This is a genomic window from Vibrio sp. 10N.286.48.B8 (assembly GCF_003050085.1).
Classification (GTDB): Bacteria; Pseudomonadota; Gammaproteobacteria; order Enterobacterales; family Vibrionaceae; genus Vibrio; species Vibrio crassostreae.
Genome location: NZ_PIGD01000017.1, coordinates 61568 through 78369 on the forward strand (window position 1 = coordinate 61568; position 16802 = coordinate 78369).

The 16802-nt window shown below is 43.0% G+C and carries 12 protein-coding genes; 6 read left to right on the forward strand and 6 right to left on the reverse strand.

The window, feature by feature from the left end:
- The first annotated feature begins 243 nt into the window (after positions 1-243).
- Together narQ and CWO08_RS17975 are read left to right on the forward strand one after the other, a co-directional pair.
- Positions 244-1974, forward strand: a complete 1731-nt coding sequence (gene narQ, locus CWO08_RS17970; protein ID WP_048660079.1) for a nitrate/nitrite two-component system sensor histidine kinase NarQ — start codon at positions 244-246, stop codon at positions 1972-1974.
- Positions 1961-2593, forward strand: coding sequence for a response regulator (locus CWO08_RS17975; RefSeq protein WP_008219279.1), 633 nt, complete (start codon positions 1961-1963; stop codon positions 2591-2593). The genes narQ and CWO08_RS17975 overlap by 14 nt, the downstream gene beginning before the upstream one ends.
- 193 nt (positions 2594-2786) lie before the next feature.
- On the opposite strand, the gene dcuC is transcribed toward CWO08_RS17975, so the two are convergent.
- The 3 genes from dcuC to CWO08_RS17990 all read right to left on the reverse strand — a co-directional run bounded on the left by dcuC (position 2787) and on the right by CWO08_RS17990 (position 5797).
- Positions 2787-4154, reverse strand: coding sequence for an anaerobic C4-dicarboxylate transporter DcuC (dcuC, locus tag CWO08_RS17980; RefSeq protein ID WP_009845449.1), 1368 nt, complete (start codon positions 4152-4154; stop codon positions 2787-2789).
- Positions 4155-4593: 439 nt separating this feature from the next.
- Positions 4594-5100 (reverse strand): hypothetical protein, encoded by a 507-nt coding sequence (locus CWO08_RS17985; protein ID WP_102431378.1) that lies wholly within the window; start codon positions 5098-5100, stop codon positions 4594-4596.
- A complete protein-coding gene (locus CWO08_RS17990) occupies positions 5093-5797 on the reverse strand; it encodes a winged helix-turn-helix domain-containing protein (protein ID WP_102431379.1) in 705 nt (234 codons plus the stop codon). The genes CWO08_RS17985 and CWO08_RS17990 overlap by 8 nt, the downstream gene beginning before the upstream one ends.
- Before the next feature lie 357 nt (positions 5798-6154).
- On the opposite strand from CWO08_RS17990, the gene CWO08_RS17995 reads away from it, so the two are divergent.
- The 4 genes from CWO08_RS17995 (at position 6155) to CWO08_RS18010 (ending at position 14131) form a co-directional block, all read left to right on the forward strand.
- Entirely contained in the window at positions 6155-8362 is a 2208-nt protein-coding gene (locus CWO08_RS17995; protein ID WP_108020871.1) for an alpha/beta fold hydrolase, read from the forward strand.
- Entirely contained in the window at positions 8352-9545 is a 1194-nt protein-coding gene (locus CWO08_RS18000; RefSeq protein WP_107898955.1) for an outer membrane protein transport protein, read from the forward strand. Before CWO08_RS17995 ends, CWO08_RS18000 begins: the two co-directional genes overlap by 11 nt.
- Positions 9546-9744: 199 nt before the next feature.
- The gene (locus CWO08_RS18005) at positions 9745-11067 is read left to right on the forward strand and encodes an efflux RND transporter periplasmic adaptor subunit (RefSeq protein ID WP_102431382.1); all 1323 of its coding nucleotides are present in this window, start codon (positions 9745-9747) and stop codon (positions 11065-11067) included.
- Positions 11054-14131: an efflux RND transporter permease subunit gene (locus CWO08_RS18010; RefSeq protein WP_108020872.1), complete on the forward strand. Its 3078-nt coding sequence runs from the start codon at positions 11054-11056 to the stop codon at positions 14129-14131. The genes CWO08_RS18005 and CWO08_RS18010 overlap by 14 nt, the downstream gene beginning before the upstream one ends.
- Before the next feature lie 97 nt (positions 14132-14228).
- On the opposite strand, the gene CWO08_RS18015 is transcribed toward CWO08_RS18010, so the two are convergent.
- From CWO08_RS18015 to CWO08_RS18025, 3 genes are all read right to left on the reverse strand, one after another.
- Positions 14229-14993: a DUF481 domain-containing protein gene (locus CWO08_RS18015; protein ID WP_107898957.1), complete on the reverse strand. Its 765-nt coding sequence runs from the start codon at positions 14991-14993 to the stop codon at positions 14229-14231.
- Positions 14994-15184: 191 nt separating this feature from the next.
- On the reverse strand, positions 15185-16081 hold the full coding sequence (locus CWO08_RS18020; RefSeq protein WP_107898958.1) for a hypothetical protein: 897 nt from the start codon (positions 16079-16081) through the stop codon (positions 15185-15187).
- 275 nt (positions 16082-16356) lie between these two features.
- Entirely contained in the window at positions 16357-16647 is a 291-nt protein-coding gene (locus tag CWO08_RS18025) for a putative quinol monooxygenase (protein WP_102431386.1), read from the reverse strand.
- Between the last annotated feature and the right edge of the window lie 155 nt (positions 16648-16802).

Consider the following 16802-nt stretch of genomic DNA (forward strand, 5'->3'; position numbering starts at 1 on the left):
TAGATGTTGCTAAGATGTTGTAATTTTAGGTCAATATTCCATTAATATCTTGTAATTTGTCCTCATAAGTAGTGTAGTTTTAGAAACAATTGTATAAATACCCCCTAAGGGCTAATTGGGGGCATATATTGTCTTAGATCAATAAATTACGGAGCGAGTGATCACATATTGAATGGAGCTATGATTTTTGATGTGTGACAATACGATATCGCTGGCAAGTCATTTATCAATAGGAAGGCACTTTTGCTTATAAAACCGGTTTCATCTGTAACAAGTACGATAGCAAAATCCTTGCTCTCTATACTGCTGTTGTCGGTTGCTACGACTGGCTTTGCCATCTTTACTTTGGCTTCAAGCTTGAATGATGCGGAAGCGGTTAACGTGGCTGGTTCAATGCGAATGCAAAGCTACCGTTTAGCCCATGATATTCAAATAGAATCCGTCGATTACGAATCTCATATTCATGAATTCGAAAGTTCTCTTTATTCTCCATCAATGACCAATTTGGTCAGTTGGAATGTTCCGACAGACATCACAGAAGATTACTATTTAATTATTGGTCGGTGGCATGAACTGAAGCAAGTATTAAACAGTGAAGATCGCAAGCACTATCTCGTGTTGGTTGAGAACTTTGTTACTGAGATAGATGGCTTCGTTTTCAAGCTTCAAGAATTCTCAGAAGATAAGTTAATAAAATTGGCGTGGGCCGGTGGTGTTGGCTTAGGCGGAATTTTGGTCATATCTCTTTTTGTTGTTCATTTTGTACGTAAACAAGTTGTTAAGCCATTGCATGCGCTCGTTGGAGCCAGTCAGCGGATCAAAAACAGTGACTTTGAGGTAGAGTTAAAGGTCACCAATAACAACGAACTGGGTATTCTGACTAAAACGTTTAACTCGATGGCCAAAGATTTGGGCGTGCTCTATCGAAACCTTGAGTCAGTTGTAGACGCTAAGACAGTTGAGCTGCAAAACGCCAACCAATCTTTGCAGGCGCTTTATCACTCGTCACAAGAACTTACGGTTACACGTATCGCACCAGAAAACTTCCGAGCTATTCTGCAGCACCTAGTCAGTCTAGAAGGAATAGAGTCGTTAAGGCTTGAGATAGCTGATAGTTCGGGTCGTTCATTGATTATGGACGAAGGGTATGATTCGAACTTGGATTATGAAAAGTTTGAAATGAAGTTGGATGATAATGAGCTTATCTTAGGCTATTTATATTGTTCATATCATCATGGCCATTCAACCAAGACTCTGATTGAGAGCTTTATCCAACTGTTATCACGGGCGATCTATTATAATCGTGCGCAGAAGAAAGCAGAACAGCTTATTATTATGGAAGAGCGTGCAACAATTGCACGTGAACTACATGATTCATTGGCCCAATCACTGTCGTATCTGAAAATCCAAGTGACATTGTTGAAGCGCGTGATTGGCAAATTGCCAGAACAACAGCATCGAGAGCAATCTGAACAAATAGCGTCGGAAATCGGCAACGGTTTAGCTGATGCCTATACTCAATTACGAGAGTTGCTCACAACCTTTAGGTTGACAATAAAAGAGGGCAACTTCGGCGAGGCTCTAAGTACCATGCTTGAAGAGCTCAGTGAAAGAACAGATGCAAAGATTAACCTAACCAATAATCTTTCATCCATAGAGCTTGATGCACACAGTCAGGTTCACTTGCTTCAATTGATTCGTGAAGCAACAATAAACGCAATAAAACACGCCAATGCCGACTTGATAGATGTATGCTGTATCGATGAGGACGGTGAAGTATTAGTCGTGATTAAAGATAATGGAGATGGCTTTGACTCAAGTAGTTCCAAGACGAACCACTACGGGATGAGTATTATGCAGGAGCGTGCGGCAAGACTGAATGGCGACTTAACGATTGAAGCGGCTCAAGGTGAAGGCTGTACAGTCATATTGAAATATAAAAGTTTGAAGGAAGTTAAAGTTGACGATTTGTAAAGTAATGCTGGTTGATGATCATCCATTGATGCGCAGAGGTATAAGCCAATTACTGAGCTTTGAAGATGAATTCGAAGTGATTGCAGAAGCAAGTAACGGTACTGAAGCAGTCGCTCTTGCCCATGAAGAAGAACCTGATTTGATCCTATTGGATCTTAATATGAAAGGCATGTCTGGACTTGATACGCTGAAAGCACTGCGTACTGATGGTTCAAGCGCTAACATCGTTATTCTCACGGTTTCTGATAGCCCTGCAGACATTGAAGCGATCGTAAAGGCCGGCGCTGACGGCTACTTGTTAAAAGACACTGAACCCGATGAGTTAATCGAATTGCTTAAGCAAGCACACAGCGGTGACAAAGCTTACAGCAGTGTGGTTGCTCGTTACTTAAATGACGCTGGTAGTCGCAATGATATCTTCGACCAACTGACTGAACGCGAAATGCAAATCCTTCAAGAAGTCGCGAAAGGTTACCGTAACAAGCAGATAGCAGATCACCTGTTTATTTCTGAATCGACAGTTAAGGTACACATGAAAAGCTTGCTGAAAAAGCTACAAGTGCCTTCACGTACTGCTGCAACGGTTCTGTATCTAGAACGCTATGGTGAAATGAAGTAGGGCTTGTTCCTTTGAGATAACACTATTTCAAGCCTTACTGTTTATACATATCTCGATAGTTTTAACGATGTTGAGAAAATGAGATTAAAAAAAGGCGTTGAACTTATTAGGTTCAGCGCCTTTTTGTTTACGCATTTTATATCAGTATTGGTGTTCGTTTGTTCTTCGTTCTTTGAGATTAGAAACTTAAGGCTTACGCTGCCATTGGAACCAATACAAGCGTGCCGAAGATAACGGTGATAAGACCACAGATTACTGGTACAGAAGTACGTTTTACTACTTCAAATGGGCTGATTTTACCCATACCAGATGTCGCTACAATTACACCAGATACTGGTGAAATAGTACGGCCTAGGTTTGATGCTTGAAGCATTGGGATGATTAGGAACGCTGGGTTCAAGCCCATTTTTGCCGCCAGTGATGGAGCCAGTTCTACGAATGCATAGAAAGGCGCGTTACCAGAACCTGTTGCGATAGCTGCAGCAACCGTTAGACCCGTCAGGATAAGCATCAATGCGATACCGCCTGCACCTGCCGATTCAGCAAGACCAATTAAGTTATCAATCGCACCAATAGACATTAGACCTTGAGCAAATACGCCTGCCGCAACCAACAGCATTACCACGCCTTTAAATGCGTCAGCCATACCTTGGTAACAAGAGTCTAAATCCTCTAGTGTTTTTTCGCCGTCAAACTTCTTAACAACGTAATCGATGACCGCGCCCACGAAGATAGAACCTACCACAATGGTATAGATATCAAGTGAAAGCCCAGGGATAGTCCGTCCGTTGAATAGAAAAACGCCGATGATAGGTAAGAATGGAAGTGCAGCGTAGAAAGCCGGTGCGGTCGTTTCAATTTCAGAAACGTCTACTTTCTCCATTGGTGTGTTTTCTTTCTTATCTAGGTATTTGTTCCAGAAGAAAGCCGCACCCGCCATTACGATGATTGCACAGATAGAAACAGGTAGTACCGTTTGAACAGCAAACACATCAAGGGACATGCCTGACTTTTCTGCCGCGATAACCACATCACCAGAGGTTGGTGAAAGAATGATGGCAGCAGGTGACGCACAAACTGCAACTGCCGCTGGGCGAGAAATACCCATTGCCGTCATCATTGGGAATAGGGTTGCCATCAATAGCACACCAAGACCCGTTGCAGAACTTACTGCTAGAGACATCAGACACGCTACGATGTAAGCCGCAACAAGAAGTACATAGGGAGATTTGATCGCAGCAAGTGGTTTAGAGAACTGTTTCACTACCACGTTGTTAGCACCAATGTGCGTCATGTAAGAAGCAAAACCACAAAGAAGCATGATTTGCATACCTAGGCCGCCCCCGCGGTACTGAAGCATGTATTTAACAAATTCTAGTGAGTCGGTAACCATGTTACCTGTTGAAGCGACTTTAGCTGGTAAGACTGTGTGACCAATAAGGCCAGTAATAAGAAGTAGGGCAAGGCCAGCAGTTAGTAATACACCCGCCGCTTTATAGCCTTTTACAATAAAGTAACCAACAGCAATAGTAATCACTAATCCGATCAAGAGCTCTAACATAGAAATCTCCACAAAGTTTAAAAAATATAAGAAAGTGTTTCAGAATATGACAATGAATGTACAGAAAACTGCACTGTGGCACGAGGCATAGTTGAGGTTGATATGATCTAAGACAAACATTTTTTTCGATGTTAATTGTGGTTGTAAATCGTGATTAACTACTGTTGTTTAGATGTTAATAAACAAATTATATCGTTTGCTAGAATATAGCTTGGATCACTTTTGTTGTGCTAAGTTGCATATTAATGCTTTAATTTATAAAATTATGCTTTTTCTAACTTAGTGGTGGAAATCAAAAGGAAAGGGCTATTTCTTACATTTAGGAAGGTATTTTTGCATTCGAGGATTAGAGTCTGACGCCTACTTAATTGGGAAATAGCAGACGCCAGAGGAAAGTCACATAGAATTTACAGAGTGTGCTCTGTTAGTGACGGTAAGCTTAATTGATATTTACTTCCGGTTCTGAATTTGAATAAGCGGGCAGGTCGGCACATACCACTTTTTTACAGAAATGAATCATTCCACGTTGCGTCACCAATAACAGCTCTCTGTCGTTCAGTGGAATGTAAGTCATCGCATCTGAAGAGAGTACAGAACCTTCACTGATCATGACTTTTTCATAGAACGTGAGCTCTCTGTCTGGGATGATCTGTTCGTGTTGAGTCTCATCCAACGAAATATCGTGTTGAGTGACAACGTAAGTGCCAGACGATGTGAAACCAGCCTCTTTAGTCGAAACATATAACAACTCGTAACTATTGTTCTTCTTAAATTCGATATTCACGGAAGCTTGGTTATAAATTATTTTCTCGGGCGGATTAACCACCGATGCCGTGTTGGCCAAATAATGACCTTTAAGGTGTTCTTTTGGAATAAAGGTTGTTAACCAGCCGACCAAAACACCCAATAGAGCCACGATTACGAATATCTGCTTTTCTTTATTCACAAGTAACTCCTTTAAATTCACTAGGGAAGCTCAAAGATTTTCCTGAATTATCTATGATGATTTTTCGACCTTTATATTCATAAAGAGTGACGTTGTAGAGTTCTTTAAAGGTGAACTCGTCGGTTTCGATTGTACAAGAGATAAAATGCTGCCCTGTAAGATCTTGACCCAAGCTATTTCTGTCTAAATAAGCAAACAAATAATGGGACAGACCAGCGGTTAATACAAATAAAGCAATTAGCGCTAACACATGGTTTGTCTTTTTCGTTGGGGCTGTTTTTTCTACCGTTGGGCTTTCTTCTATAGAGCTCTCTGTGGGTTGTGCAGTTTGTTGCGTGGGTTGAGCTTGAATTTTGCGCAATGCACGTTCTTTATCTTGTGTCACTTGTCCTGCAAATCGGTAGCCTTTACCGCGCTCAGTGACGATGATCATTCCGCTCTTATCTTCTAACGCTTTTCGGCAAATCGAGATGGTTTGCATTAGGCTGCCATCTTCTACGTAAATACCTTTAGACACCCACACCTGCTCAATAAGAACTTGGCGAGTGATCACCTCGTTGGGTCTCGAGATAAAAAACTTAAGCAGCTCTGATTCGTTAGAACCTATTGGGTACGTACGGCCCGTCTTAAAGTGATGGATTTCACTCTCTTCTAAATTGACCTGTATATCATCATTGATAATAAATTCAGCAGACATCTGGGTTCTCATTGTTATAAGCGTTCTAACCTAAATATAACAAATGTCGCTACAAATATAAACTTGCTGATTTTGGTGCCTTTGATATTTAAGGTTATGATTTAAAATGATTTATTAACCTAATTAGATTTCCTTATATACCTTTTTGAGGTTGTTTAATGCGGTTTCAGGTGCTTGCCGTTAGTAGCTATTGGATCATTAACGGGTGACGCTGATTTAGTGGGTGTGGGTTAATTGCTCAAATTTCTTACGTAGTTTTATCAACGTGTCATTCCAACTCTGTGTTGCCTTGCTCTCTGCGAATAAAAGTCGAGCTTACTTCCGACTCAATCGGCAACTCAAATAACGATAAATCGCATGACCACACCAGTTAAATGCGAAAGCTACGAAGGAGCTGTTTTGAAAGATTTCAATAAGCCATATATATGTGGACTAATTACGCTTGCCTTACTCGGCTGTCAGTCTGAAGACTCGACTCAAGAACCTGTTTCAGTATTGGTTCCCTACAACATTGATGAACTGCCAAAACCAAACGATGGATACGGGTATGACGACGACGGAACCATTACTGGAGTCGGTGAACACGCTGTAACTTTGTCATCAAAGAACGATGCCTATTATCAGGACTACAACAACTCATACGCCGCTTTAGATGGTTGGGGACTTTGTGCAGAGCCTATTTTAATTCCGCTACAAAGTATTAATTCTGATAAGCGTTTTCCACTGAATAATGAAACTTTATCGGTGAACGTGGTGTTAATTAATGAGTCAACTGGTGAGGAAGTTAGCACTCAAATATCAGCCGATGGTTCTAATATTATTATTCAGTGCGAGTCAGGATTAAAAGAAGGAACGACTTACTCGATCGTTGTGACTGATGGGGTAAAAACTGAATTTGACGAACCTTTAAAAGCAGACGCTAGCTTTGATGAATTGATTTATTCAGGTGTTCCGCTAGACAGCGATAAGGAAGTAAGCCTTCAGGAGCAGGTATTAAATGCGATAGATTCATATTATGCGCTGTATCCTGAGAAGGGTATTCCTGTATATGCAGCTCAATTTAAAACTCAGAGTTCATATTCGTCACTGGATGCGATGAGGGATAACCATATTGTTGAAGGAACGACTTTTTCTGGCGAACTCATCTTGATCGAAGATAAAACGACTAAATATGACCTTTATACTCAGAAACTAAAACTGCCATTTTATCTACCTTTCACGAAGAGTCGTGAATCTGAGTGCGATTACGACCAATATGAACCAAAGGCATCATGCCCGCCGCTATACGAATGGATGAAAACATCGACAGGCGGTTTTCCTACAGTAAATGAACCACTGCCAGTTGTTGTCCAGTCACAGATTGTCAATGCCGATGTTTACACACCAGCCCGTTGGGATGGGAAGACAACACTTCCGAGCGTTGTCTTTATTCATGGCGTCACGGCTGATAAATCTGCTGCGTCTCTAATGGCTAAAGATTACACAACACAAGGTTATGCAGTTGTAGCTATTGACATGCCCTATCACGGCGAACGTATGAGATACGATGTGAATGCTCTTGAAATCAGTGCTAAAGAGAACAAATCATTTTTCATCAATATCGACTCACCTTTCGCGCTTCGCTCCAATTTACAGCAGTCGGTTTCGGATTTCTTAGGTCTACGCTTTGCTCTGAATAATCAGCCATGGGTTGATAAGAGCAATATTCACCTAGTCGGTCACTCTCTGGGTGGGATCATGTCGGTGATGGTTAGTGAGTTTAGCCAAGACTCACCATTGTTTAAGTTCAAAACGGTTAACTTTGTTGTTCCGGGTCAGGGGCTTACCAATTTGGTTTTGTCTTCTCAGACGTTAGGGCCGGAAATGTCCGATGGGGTGAAAAAATCGCCGGATATACAGCGTAGTATCGCTGAAACTGTGATTCCGGAAAGCTGCGATGCAGAGAATAACAACCAAGAGTGTATTGAGTCATTAAACGAGTTTGTCAGTTTATCTTCCGAAAATGCTCTTACGGTTAACCAGTTAGAAAATGATATATATGACCTTCTTGTGACTGGTTTAAAGCAGGGTGTTCATGCTGCTATTGATAGCTCTGACCCTGCGAGTTTTACATCCCGCCAAGCTAACAACAAACAACCAACGTTATTGCTGGCGGCAGTGGGCGACTGCGGTGAAACATGTGATGTTGGAGTGGATTATGTACCAGACAGTGTCGTTCCCAACTCAGCTCCAGACAACATAAGAACGGGAACTGAGCCACTAATTAAGGCTTTGGGATTAGCTCCAATTACGGGTACGACAGGACAGCCATTAACTACTACAGAAACCCGGGGGGTTATTCGAACGACCACGGGAGGGCATGGTACTTACCTATTCCCTTATGAGGGAACGATGGACGAATCAGGATTACCCGGATTCCCAGATTCTGAAGAGCTCAATTTTGTTTGGGATGCGACCAATACTCAGCAGGTTGCCGTTGCATCGATGGTAACAACAACGGGTGCATCAATCGAAATAGTGAACGAAGATCATATCGAAACAGAGGTGCCTCAAGATGAAGAATAAACTCTTATTGGGCACCGCTGCTGCTCTCATTCCTTGCTTAACAAACGCCGCAGGATTCCAACTTAACGCACAATCAGCAACAGGGTTGGGCCGTGCATTTGCGGGCGATGCTGTGATGGCAGATAGCGCCGCGATTGTTGCAAAGAACAGCGCTGCGATGGCTTACATCGAGCAACCAACACTCTCTGTTGGGGCTATTTATATCGATAGTGGTATTGATGTGTCTAATGTTAGCTACACGCCAATGATTGGTGATACTCAAACGTTAGATGATCAATCGTTAGATGCAGGGACGTTAGTCCCAAACATGCATTATGTTCACCCTATCGAAGGTTCTAAATTCACATTAGGTGCAACTGTGCATTCTAACTTCGGCACCGATGTTGAGTTTGACGAGTCGTTCGAAGCGGACGAGTTCGGAGGTAAAACGGCGCTTTCCAGTATCAACGTTGGTTTTGCTGTGGCTTACGAGTTGTCAGAAAAAATCAACTTAGGCGCGGGACTGGATGTCATTTACGGTGAGGGTGAGATATACCGCCAAGGCTTGCTAAATGTGGACGCAGATGGCTTCGGTCTGGGCACAAATGTTGGCGCGACTTACCAAGTCAACGAACACAACAAATTTGGTATTAGTTATCGTTATAGCCCAGATATCGAAGTAGAAGGTGATATTACTAAAGGTGGTGTCCCTGCCGACAAGATGAACGTGCCTTTACCAGATACTCTAGAGTTTTCCGGATGGCACCAAATCAACGAGCAATGGGCGTTCCATTACAGCCTGCAATGGGTGAATTGGTCTGAATTTGATTCATTAACGTCTGATTCTTACGACGATTCTATCAAGGAGTATCAATGGAAAGATGCGGGGCATGTTTCGGTCGGTGGTACATACACCATGTCAAAAAACATCGTGCTAAGAGCTGGCTACATGTACGACCTTTCTCCAACTGACGAACTCACATCGTTATCCATTCCTGATGTTAACCGTCATTGGCTCACCGTCGGAGGGACATATAACGTCACGGCCGCCAGTTCTGTTGATATTGGTGTCGGATTTATCATCGGAGAATCACAAGATATTGACGAAAGCCTGACGACGATCCCAGGAACGAGTTCCAATATAACTGCTGATGTGACTGCCGATGCACTCTTGCTCGGTGTTCAGTATCAGCATCGTTTTTAACTTTAACTTTTACTTTGGAGTTCAGAACGTAAAAATTTAGGAATCATATAAAAATGCAGGGCTCCACAGTGAGTTGAGCCCTTTTCCCATTATTAGCTGTTTTAGCATTATTTAAATAGCTGGAAGCTCATTAAGTAAGAAATAGCTGCTTAGAAAAACGTTTTAATTCAGACGAATTCAACGGTTATGGTTATTAAAAATGAAATTTACAAAGCTTAGTAAAACAATCTGTTTGGCACTGTTTGCCTTACATATCTCTCCATCGTTTGCCCAAGATTCAAACTTGATTCCTGTGACTATTGAAAAAGCTCACAAACGAGCATTCACTTCTTCAATCAACGAGGTAGGTAAAATCAGGGCAACGGATTCTGCTGCATTGACATTTAGTGCCTCCGACAAAATTCTTAATATCCATTTCAAAGATGGAGATTCAGTTAAAAAAGGTGAACTGATCGCTCAACTCGACAATACCAAAGCGAAAGCCGATCTCGACAAAGCTAGAAGCTCTCTAGCGTTAGCAAAGTCGAAATTAAAGCGAGTACAAGAATTACTAAAGAAACAGCCTGACTCTATGTCTCAGCAAGATGTGGAAGAACTGGGAGAACAGGCGAATCTAGCCGCGGCTGATTTCCGCCAGAAAGAAGCGCTAATGAACGATTACCTGTTGGTTGCCCCATTTGACGGGCAGCTCACTAACTTTAGCCATTCAGTAGGCAGTAAAATTGATAGTTCGACGGCACTTGTTAGCTTGATCAAACTTGATCCTGTCGAAGTTCAGTATTCCATTGGCCAGTCGGACTTGGGCAACGCAAAGCTTGGGCAGAATGTTTCCATCCAAGTTGATGCATTTGTTGATGAAGCGTTTTCTGGCGTGGTGGATTACATTGCGCCAGCGGTGGACGAGAGCTCAGGCCGTGTTGAAGTACACGCGCACGTGACTAACCCAGAGCATCGCTTAGTTCCGGGTATGTTTGCCAAAGTAAGTCAGATGACGAGTGAAGACTCCACGCAAATGGTGGTTTCCCAAAACTCAGTTCAAGCAAAAGATGCAGAGCGCTTTGTTTGGGTTGTGAATGGCGAAAGAATCGAGCAACGTATTGTCGAATTAGGCGTGAATACTAACGATGGTTACGTTGTTGTAGAGAAAGGCTTGAAGCTTGGCGATAACGTCGTTGTGACGGGACAACAGAATCTTAAGAAAGCGTCGTTAGTTAAGGTCATGAACCCAAATGCTGAACAGAAAACCGTTGAGCTAATAACGGAACCGACAAACAAAGACAATCCTCAGCAGACCGCAAAGCCTAAAGTAGAAAAGACCATAACACAGGTGGATGAACCCCATCCGATTGAGCCTTCGGTTGATTGGACGGAAGCATCGAAAGGCGTAGATGAAGCGATCATCGAAAACAGCGAGCAAGCAGAGACGAGCGCGGCTGTTGAGGATTCAACGAGCGAAACTCACACTAACGAAACACTAAGCAAGGAAGCTGTAACGAAGGAGAATCTGGATGAAGCTTCCTGAGATTTGTATTAAGCACCCTGTGTTTGCGTCAGTTCTGAGTATCACCATTGTTTTGCTTGGGCTTTTGTCGTTTCAAAAGCTCTCAATCCAGTACTTTCCAGAACATAAAACACCGTCAGCAACGGTAACGGCTGCGATCAATGGTGCGAGTGCGGAGTTTATGTCACGCAATGTGGCAGATAAACTGATCACCGCGGCAACGGGTCTTGATAGTGTTAAGACCATGACCACGGATTGTCAGGAAGGCACGTGTAATCTAAAAATCATCTTTGAAGATGACATTAATGACGTCGAATACACTAGCTTGATGAACAACCTGCGTAGCAGCGTTGAAGCGATTGGTGATTTCCCGCCGAGTATGACGGATAAGCCAACAGTAACGGATGACTCTTCTGATACTAGCATGCCGAGCAACATCATCACGTTTGTGAATACTGGCAAGATGTCTAAACAAGATATGTACGACTACATCAGCCAACAAGTCGTGCCGCAGTTTAAGCATATTCAAGGTGTCGGTGGTATTTGGGGGCCGTACGGCGGTAGTGAGAAATCGGTGCGTGTTTGGTTGCAACCGGATCGTATGATGGCGCTCAACATGAGTGCTTCTGACGTTGTCGGCACTTTAAGTTCATACAACGCAACGTTTACCGCGGGTACCATCAAGGGGCAAGTGCGAGATTTCTCTATCAACCCAGTAAACCAAGTCACCAGCGTTGATGACGTGCGAGATTTGGTGGTTCGTGTCGATAACGGCAAGATCATTCGTATAGGTGATATCGCTGAAGTCAAAATGGGGGAAGAGAGCCTTACACCAAGTATTCTACGTGTAGACGACAACCTAGCGATGTCGATTCAGGTGTTGCCGCTAAAAAGTGAAAACCCAGTAACCGTTGCGAATAAAGTGAAGAAACAGATTGATGTGATTCAGCCTCAGTTGCCAGAAGGCATTGAGATGAAGATGGTTTATAACCAAGCTGATTTCATTAAAACGGCAATTGACGAAGGTTTCATGACTTTAGTGGAAGCGATTGTACTTGTTTCTGTTGTCGTCGTTCTGTTCCTCGGTTCTGTTCGTGTGGCTTCGATTCCAATCATCACCATTCCAGTATGTGTGATTGGTGTGTTTGCCGTGATGCATGTACTTGGCTTTAGCATCAATGTGCTTACTATTTTGGCAATCATCCTTGCTATTGGTTTGGTGGTCGACGATGCGATTGTCGTGGCTGAAAACTGCTATCGTCATATCGAAGAAGGTGAAACGCCATTTAATGCTGCAATTAAAGGGTGTCGAGAGATCGTCTTTCCAGTGATTGCTATGACGTTAACATTGGCGGTTGTTTACTTACCAATTGGCTTGATGGCGGGCTTAACCGCTGACCTGTTTAGACAATTTGCTTTCACGTTAGCAGCAGCGGTCATTATTTCTGGGTTTGTGGCGTTAACGCTTTCGCCAATGATGAGTGCTTATTTAATGAAGCCTGTATCAACTCCGGCGAAGTGGTATCAAAAGGTTGATGCGAAACTGAATGTGTTATCGGATTTATACACCAAAGAACTGGGCAAATGGTTTGATCGTAAGGCTCTGATGAGTGGTATTGCTTTGGTACTAATCGCTCTGTCTGCCTTAGCGGTTTGGAAAATGCCTCAAGTATTACTTCCAACGGAAGATACCGGTTTTGTTGAGGTGACTTCTACGCCACCAACTGGTGTTGGCCGTCAGTACCATTTAGATAACAACGAGCAGCTTAACAGTGTGTTCAAGGGTAATAGTTCAGTAGAAGCGAACTTATCTTACATTGAAGGTACACCGACCAATCACGTTCTGTTGAAACCATGGGGTGAACGTGACCAGTCAGCTGATGAATTGGTAAACGAGTTTATCGCTAAAGCACAAAGTTCAGTCTCTGCTTACGGCATGTCCTTCAAGGTGCGCTCAGCAGATAACCTAAACATCGCTACCAACATGATCCTTGAATTGACAACGGTTAACCGTGATACCACTGTGCTGTCTGAAACCGCGAGCGAAGTCGTTAACGCGCTTGAGGATTACGAGGGCGTAACCAACATTAAGAACTCGATGTTGCGTGACCAGTTACGCTATGACTTATCGATTGACCGTAATGCGATTGTGTTGTCTGGTGTGGATTACGGCAATGTCACCAATGCGTTATCAACATTTCTGGGTTCAGTGAAAGCGGCGGATTTACAAGCGGATGACGGTTATACATACCCAATTCAAGTTCAAGTAAACCGAAGTGATCTTGGTGATTTCAAGGTGCTCGATAAGTTGTATGTGGATTCACAATCGGGGCAAAGGCTTCCGTTATCCCAATTTGTTTCAATCAAACAAGTGACATCGGAATCTAACTTCAAGACGTTCATGGGTAAAGACAGCGCTGAAATTACGGCTGACTTAATGCCCGGATACACGGCAAGTGATGTTAAAGCCTACATTGATGATACGGTTCCAAGCTTATTGAAACCGGCGCAGAGCTACGAATTCAATGGCATCGTTAAAGATTTGGTTGATTCAACCGCGGGCGCACAAGTGCTATTCGTATTGGCGTTGATTTTTATCTTCTTGATCTTGGCGGCGCAGTTTGAAAGCTTTGTCGACCCTATGATCATCTTGTTAACGGTTCCATTATGTATTGTGGGCGCGATTTTGACGCTGTCGGTATTTGGTCAAAGCCTCAATATTTACTCCAAGATAGGGTTGCTGACACTGGTTGGCCTAGTGACCAAGCACGGTATCTTGCTGGTGGAGTTTGCGAATGAGAAACGTAAGTCTGGCGCCAGTGCGCAAGAAGCGGCGATCAGCAGTGCTCGTTCGAGGTTGCGTCCTATCTTGATGACCTCACTCACGATGATCCTAGGTTCATTACCGTTAGCACTGGCTGATGGCCCTGGTTCATTAGGTCGAATTAATATTGGTTTAGTACTGGTCGGTGGATTATCTGTCGGAACTTTCTTCTCATTGTTCTTAGTGCCTGTCGCGTATGTCGGTATGGCGAACCTAAAGCAAATGGATGCGTTGACTCGATTAAGAACCAAACCAGCGTAGCGAGATGCTTTAAATTTATCTAGATACTTCAAGGCCCTCATTGTGAGGGCCTTTTGCTATTGTGGGCTAGATTAAGTGAGGAAAGCGGTGAGGGCGGTTAGAAATCGTAGTTTAGATTCATTGAGCTGTAGATTTCGGTGTTACTTTGATCTGAGGCGACAGTGGTGTTGTAAATGTATTCGGTATCAAACGTCAGTGCTAAATTACCCATCAGAATGTTCTTCAAATAGCCTTTTAGGTTGTAGTTTGTGTTCTCTTCACCGTAGGCCATGTTTGCAGTTGCACCCATAGAAAACGTTTCTGTAAGTGTTAGCGATCCATCAATACTGGCATTAACGATCAGCTCGTAGTTTTCTTTGTTTGGGAACTCTTCATCGGAGGGTTGTCGTTGACTGATTCTGTAACCCGGACCCGCAGAGCCTTGAAGCTTGATTCTTTCTGTATCGTAAAAGTGACGACCCAATCCGGTCGCGGTAATGAATTGCTTACGATAGGTACCATAGTGATCGTGTTCAAAACGTGTTGTCGCGACCAAATAGGTGATTTCGTTCAAGTCATAGCTGATGCCATAGTTGGTGGTATAGCGATTGGTACCGTCTTCGTCGTTTTCAGCATCGGTATAGTAGGTATCAAACTGAACTCGTTGGCCCCAGTTCTCTTTTTTGTATCCAATAGAGATTCCAGAGTTGATCGACAAAGATGAGTTGGTGTTTTGTGAGTAGATAAACCCAAGCTTGGTCAAGGTCGTAAAAGGGGATTCTTTAGCTTCTTCTTGTAATTCAGAACCTTCGCTTAATACGACTTGGTCCTCGACTTCCACTTCTTCAACCTCCTCTCCAGCCTCTTTTCCAAATATGGGCATAGAGAACGCGATGAGAGCTAAAGGTAGCTTTCCTAGGTATCGTGTGTATGAAACTGTGTTTGTTAATGGGCGCGTTGTTTGCGAGATAGCGTGTGTCGACATAATGGTTTGGTATATAAAATGATAGAATACGACGAACGCAAGGTTAGTCGTGAAGAGTCGCCAATGATTGAATCGAAAAAGCTAGTGAGTTACGACGCCATAGGTAAAGGCGAAAAAATCGTTTTTATCGCTGAGAACCCGCTACCTCGATGAGGATTGAAATCTTCAATGTGGACAAAGAATTCAAGTATCTCAGAAGGTTTATCGTCTTCGATTAATAAGAACTCGAGTAGCCCTTGTTCGACATGGCATGAAACTATGGTCTCGCTTGATTGATCTGCTGAAATCTGTTCAACATTGATCACAACGCTCGTCTCGGGTAAGACATTGAAAGCATCTTGCGCACATTTGAGAATACAGCTGCAGACATACTCTCGATATAAAGCATTGCTTTCAGAAAGAGACATCGTTTCAAGCTTCACTTCACCTTGGCACAATACCTTTTTTTCTTTAGGGATCACGTTGTGCTTATTAACCTGAATATTGATTTCTAGCAGGTGACCATTCTTATAAGTATTGAAGTTATGGTTAATCAGCTTAGTGTCGGCTACCGCGGCGTTAATCGAGTTCTGCTGAGCTTCGGAAAGGGCAGAAAGCTTTGCTTCACTATCGTTGTTTAATATACCTTTCGATAATTGATTGCCCTTGGCCCAGTAGCTGTAGCTTTGAACCCAATGCACAAACTCTGTCTTGTATTGCTCGATGTCCTGTTCGGCGGCACGCTCAATATTGTTGGTGAGGGTGTACAATTTCGACTTGTTGCCTAGCAGCATATCTAGCCAGCTAGGCTTGTACTCATCGAGTGCTTCCATGGCTTTGACTTTATGATCGAATCGAACTGTTGGCATTACCGGAGCAGGCTCCATCGCAATCGACTCCCAATTCATTTTTGGGGTCGGAATGGTATGCACGGATTGGATTAAGTATAGGTGCTGATTGAATAAGTTCACTTCACTTACAGCGTCCTCAAGTTGTTTGGTATTCATCTACATTCCTGTCGACTGTTGTTCTTGTAATTTGGCGCTTAGTTTATGGTCAAAGCGCGCGAACAGTATTTAAATGAATGTGAATGATCTTTCGTGAGGTTACTTGATATTGGTTTAGGAATATTTCGACTGTGGAGAGATTAGCTTCTGTTTATGAGGGAGGAAGCGGCACATCGAGCCTGGCACAAAATGAACTCGAAACAACATGACAGGCAAGAAAAGCGAAACCCTGCGTTGAAAGCAGGGTTTTTATTGAATCAGTACTGAGTGACTGGTTAGGCAATGTGCGTCATTTTGTTAAGCACAAAGGTTTCAATACAGTTTTCAGTCGCAGCCATGTACTCGGCGATGTGTTGGCTCGCTAAGTGTTTCTCTAGATGAGCTTCAGAATCCCAGTTCTCATGAAAAACGAAGTGAGCAGGGTTACTGTTATCTTGATGGAGGTCGTAGTTGATACAGCCTTCTTCGGAGCGGGTTTTATCGATCAATTTAATCATCTCTGATTTAACTAGCTCAGTTTTATCTTCTTTAGAGACGATCGTTGCAATAATGGTTAGCTTAGTCATTGTGAATTCCTAGGGCAATAAATCTCTGGGTCCGGGTAATATAAGTATCTATAAACCAAAGAAAAAGATACGATCTATCCAATGACTATGGCTGTTTGTGTCCATAATTCTCTTTGTAATCGCGAGATTATTAATGAATTACGCTCATAAGAAAG

What these genes read in the sequence shown, in the direction of transcription:
- dcuC (WP_009845449.1), bottom strand. Translation starts at nt 4,154, where the DNA reads ATGTTAGAGCTCTTGATCGGATTAGTGATTACTATTGCTGTTGGTTAC.
- CWO08_RS17990 (WP_102431379.1), bottom strand. Translation starts at nt 5,797, where the DNA reads ATGTCTGCTGAATTTATTATCAATGATGATATACAGGTCAATTTAGAA.
- CWO08_RS17995 (WP_108020871.1), top strand. Translation starts at nt 6,155, where the DNA reads ATGACCACACCAGTTAAATGCGAAAGCTACGAAGGAGCTGTTTTGAAA.
- CWO08_RS18000 (WP_107898955.1), top strand. Translation starts at nt 8,352, where the DNA reads ATGAAGAATAAACTCTTATTGGGCACCGCTGCTGCTCTCATTCCTTGC.
- CWO08_RS18005 (WP_102431382.1), top strand. Translation starts at nt 9,745, where the DNA reads ATGAAATTTACAAAGCTTAGTAAAACAATCTGTTTGGCACTGTTTGCC.
- CWO08_RS18010 (WP_108020872.1), top strand. Translation starts at nt 11,054, where the DNA reads ATGAAGCTTCCTGAGATTTGTATTAAGCACCCTGTGTTTGCGTCAGTT.
- CWO08_RS18015 (WP_107898957.1), bottom strand. Translation starts at nt 14,993, where the DNA reads ATGCCCATATTTGGAAAAGAGGCTGGAGAGGAGGTTGAAGAAGTGGAA.
- CWO08_RS18020 (WP_107898958.1), bottom strand. Translation starts at nt 16,081, where the DNA reads ATGAATACCAAACAACTTGAGGACGCTGTAAGTGAAGTGAACTTATTC.
- CWO08_RS18025 (WP_102431386.1), bottom strand. Translation starts at nt 16,647, where the DNA reads ATGACTAAGCTAACCATTATTGCAACGATCGTCTCTAAAGAAGATAAA.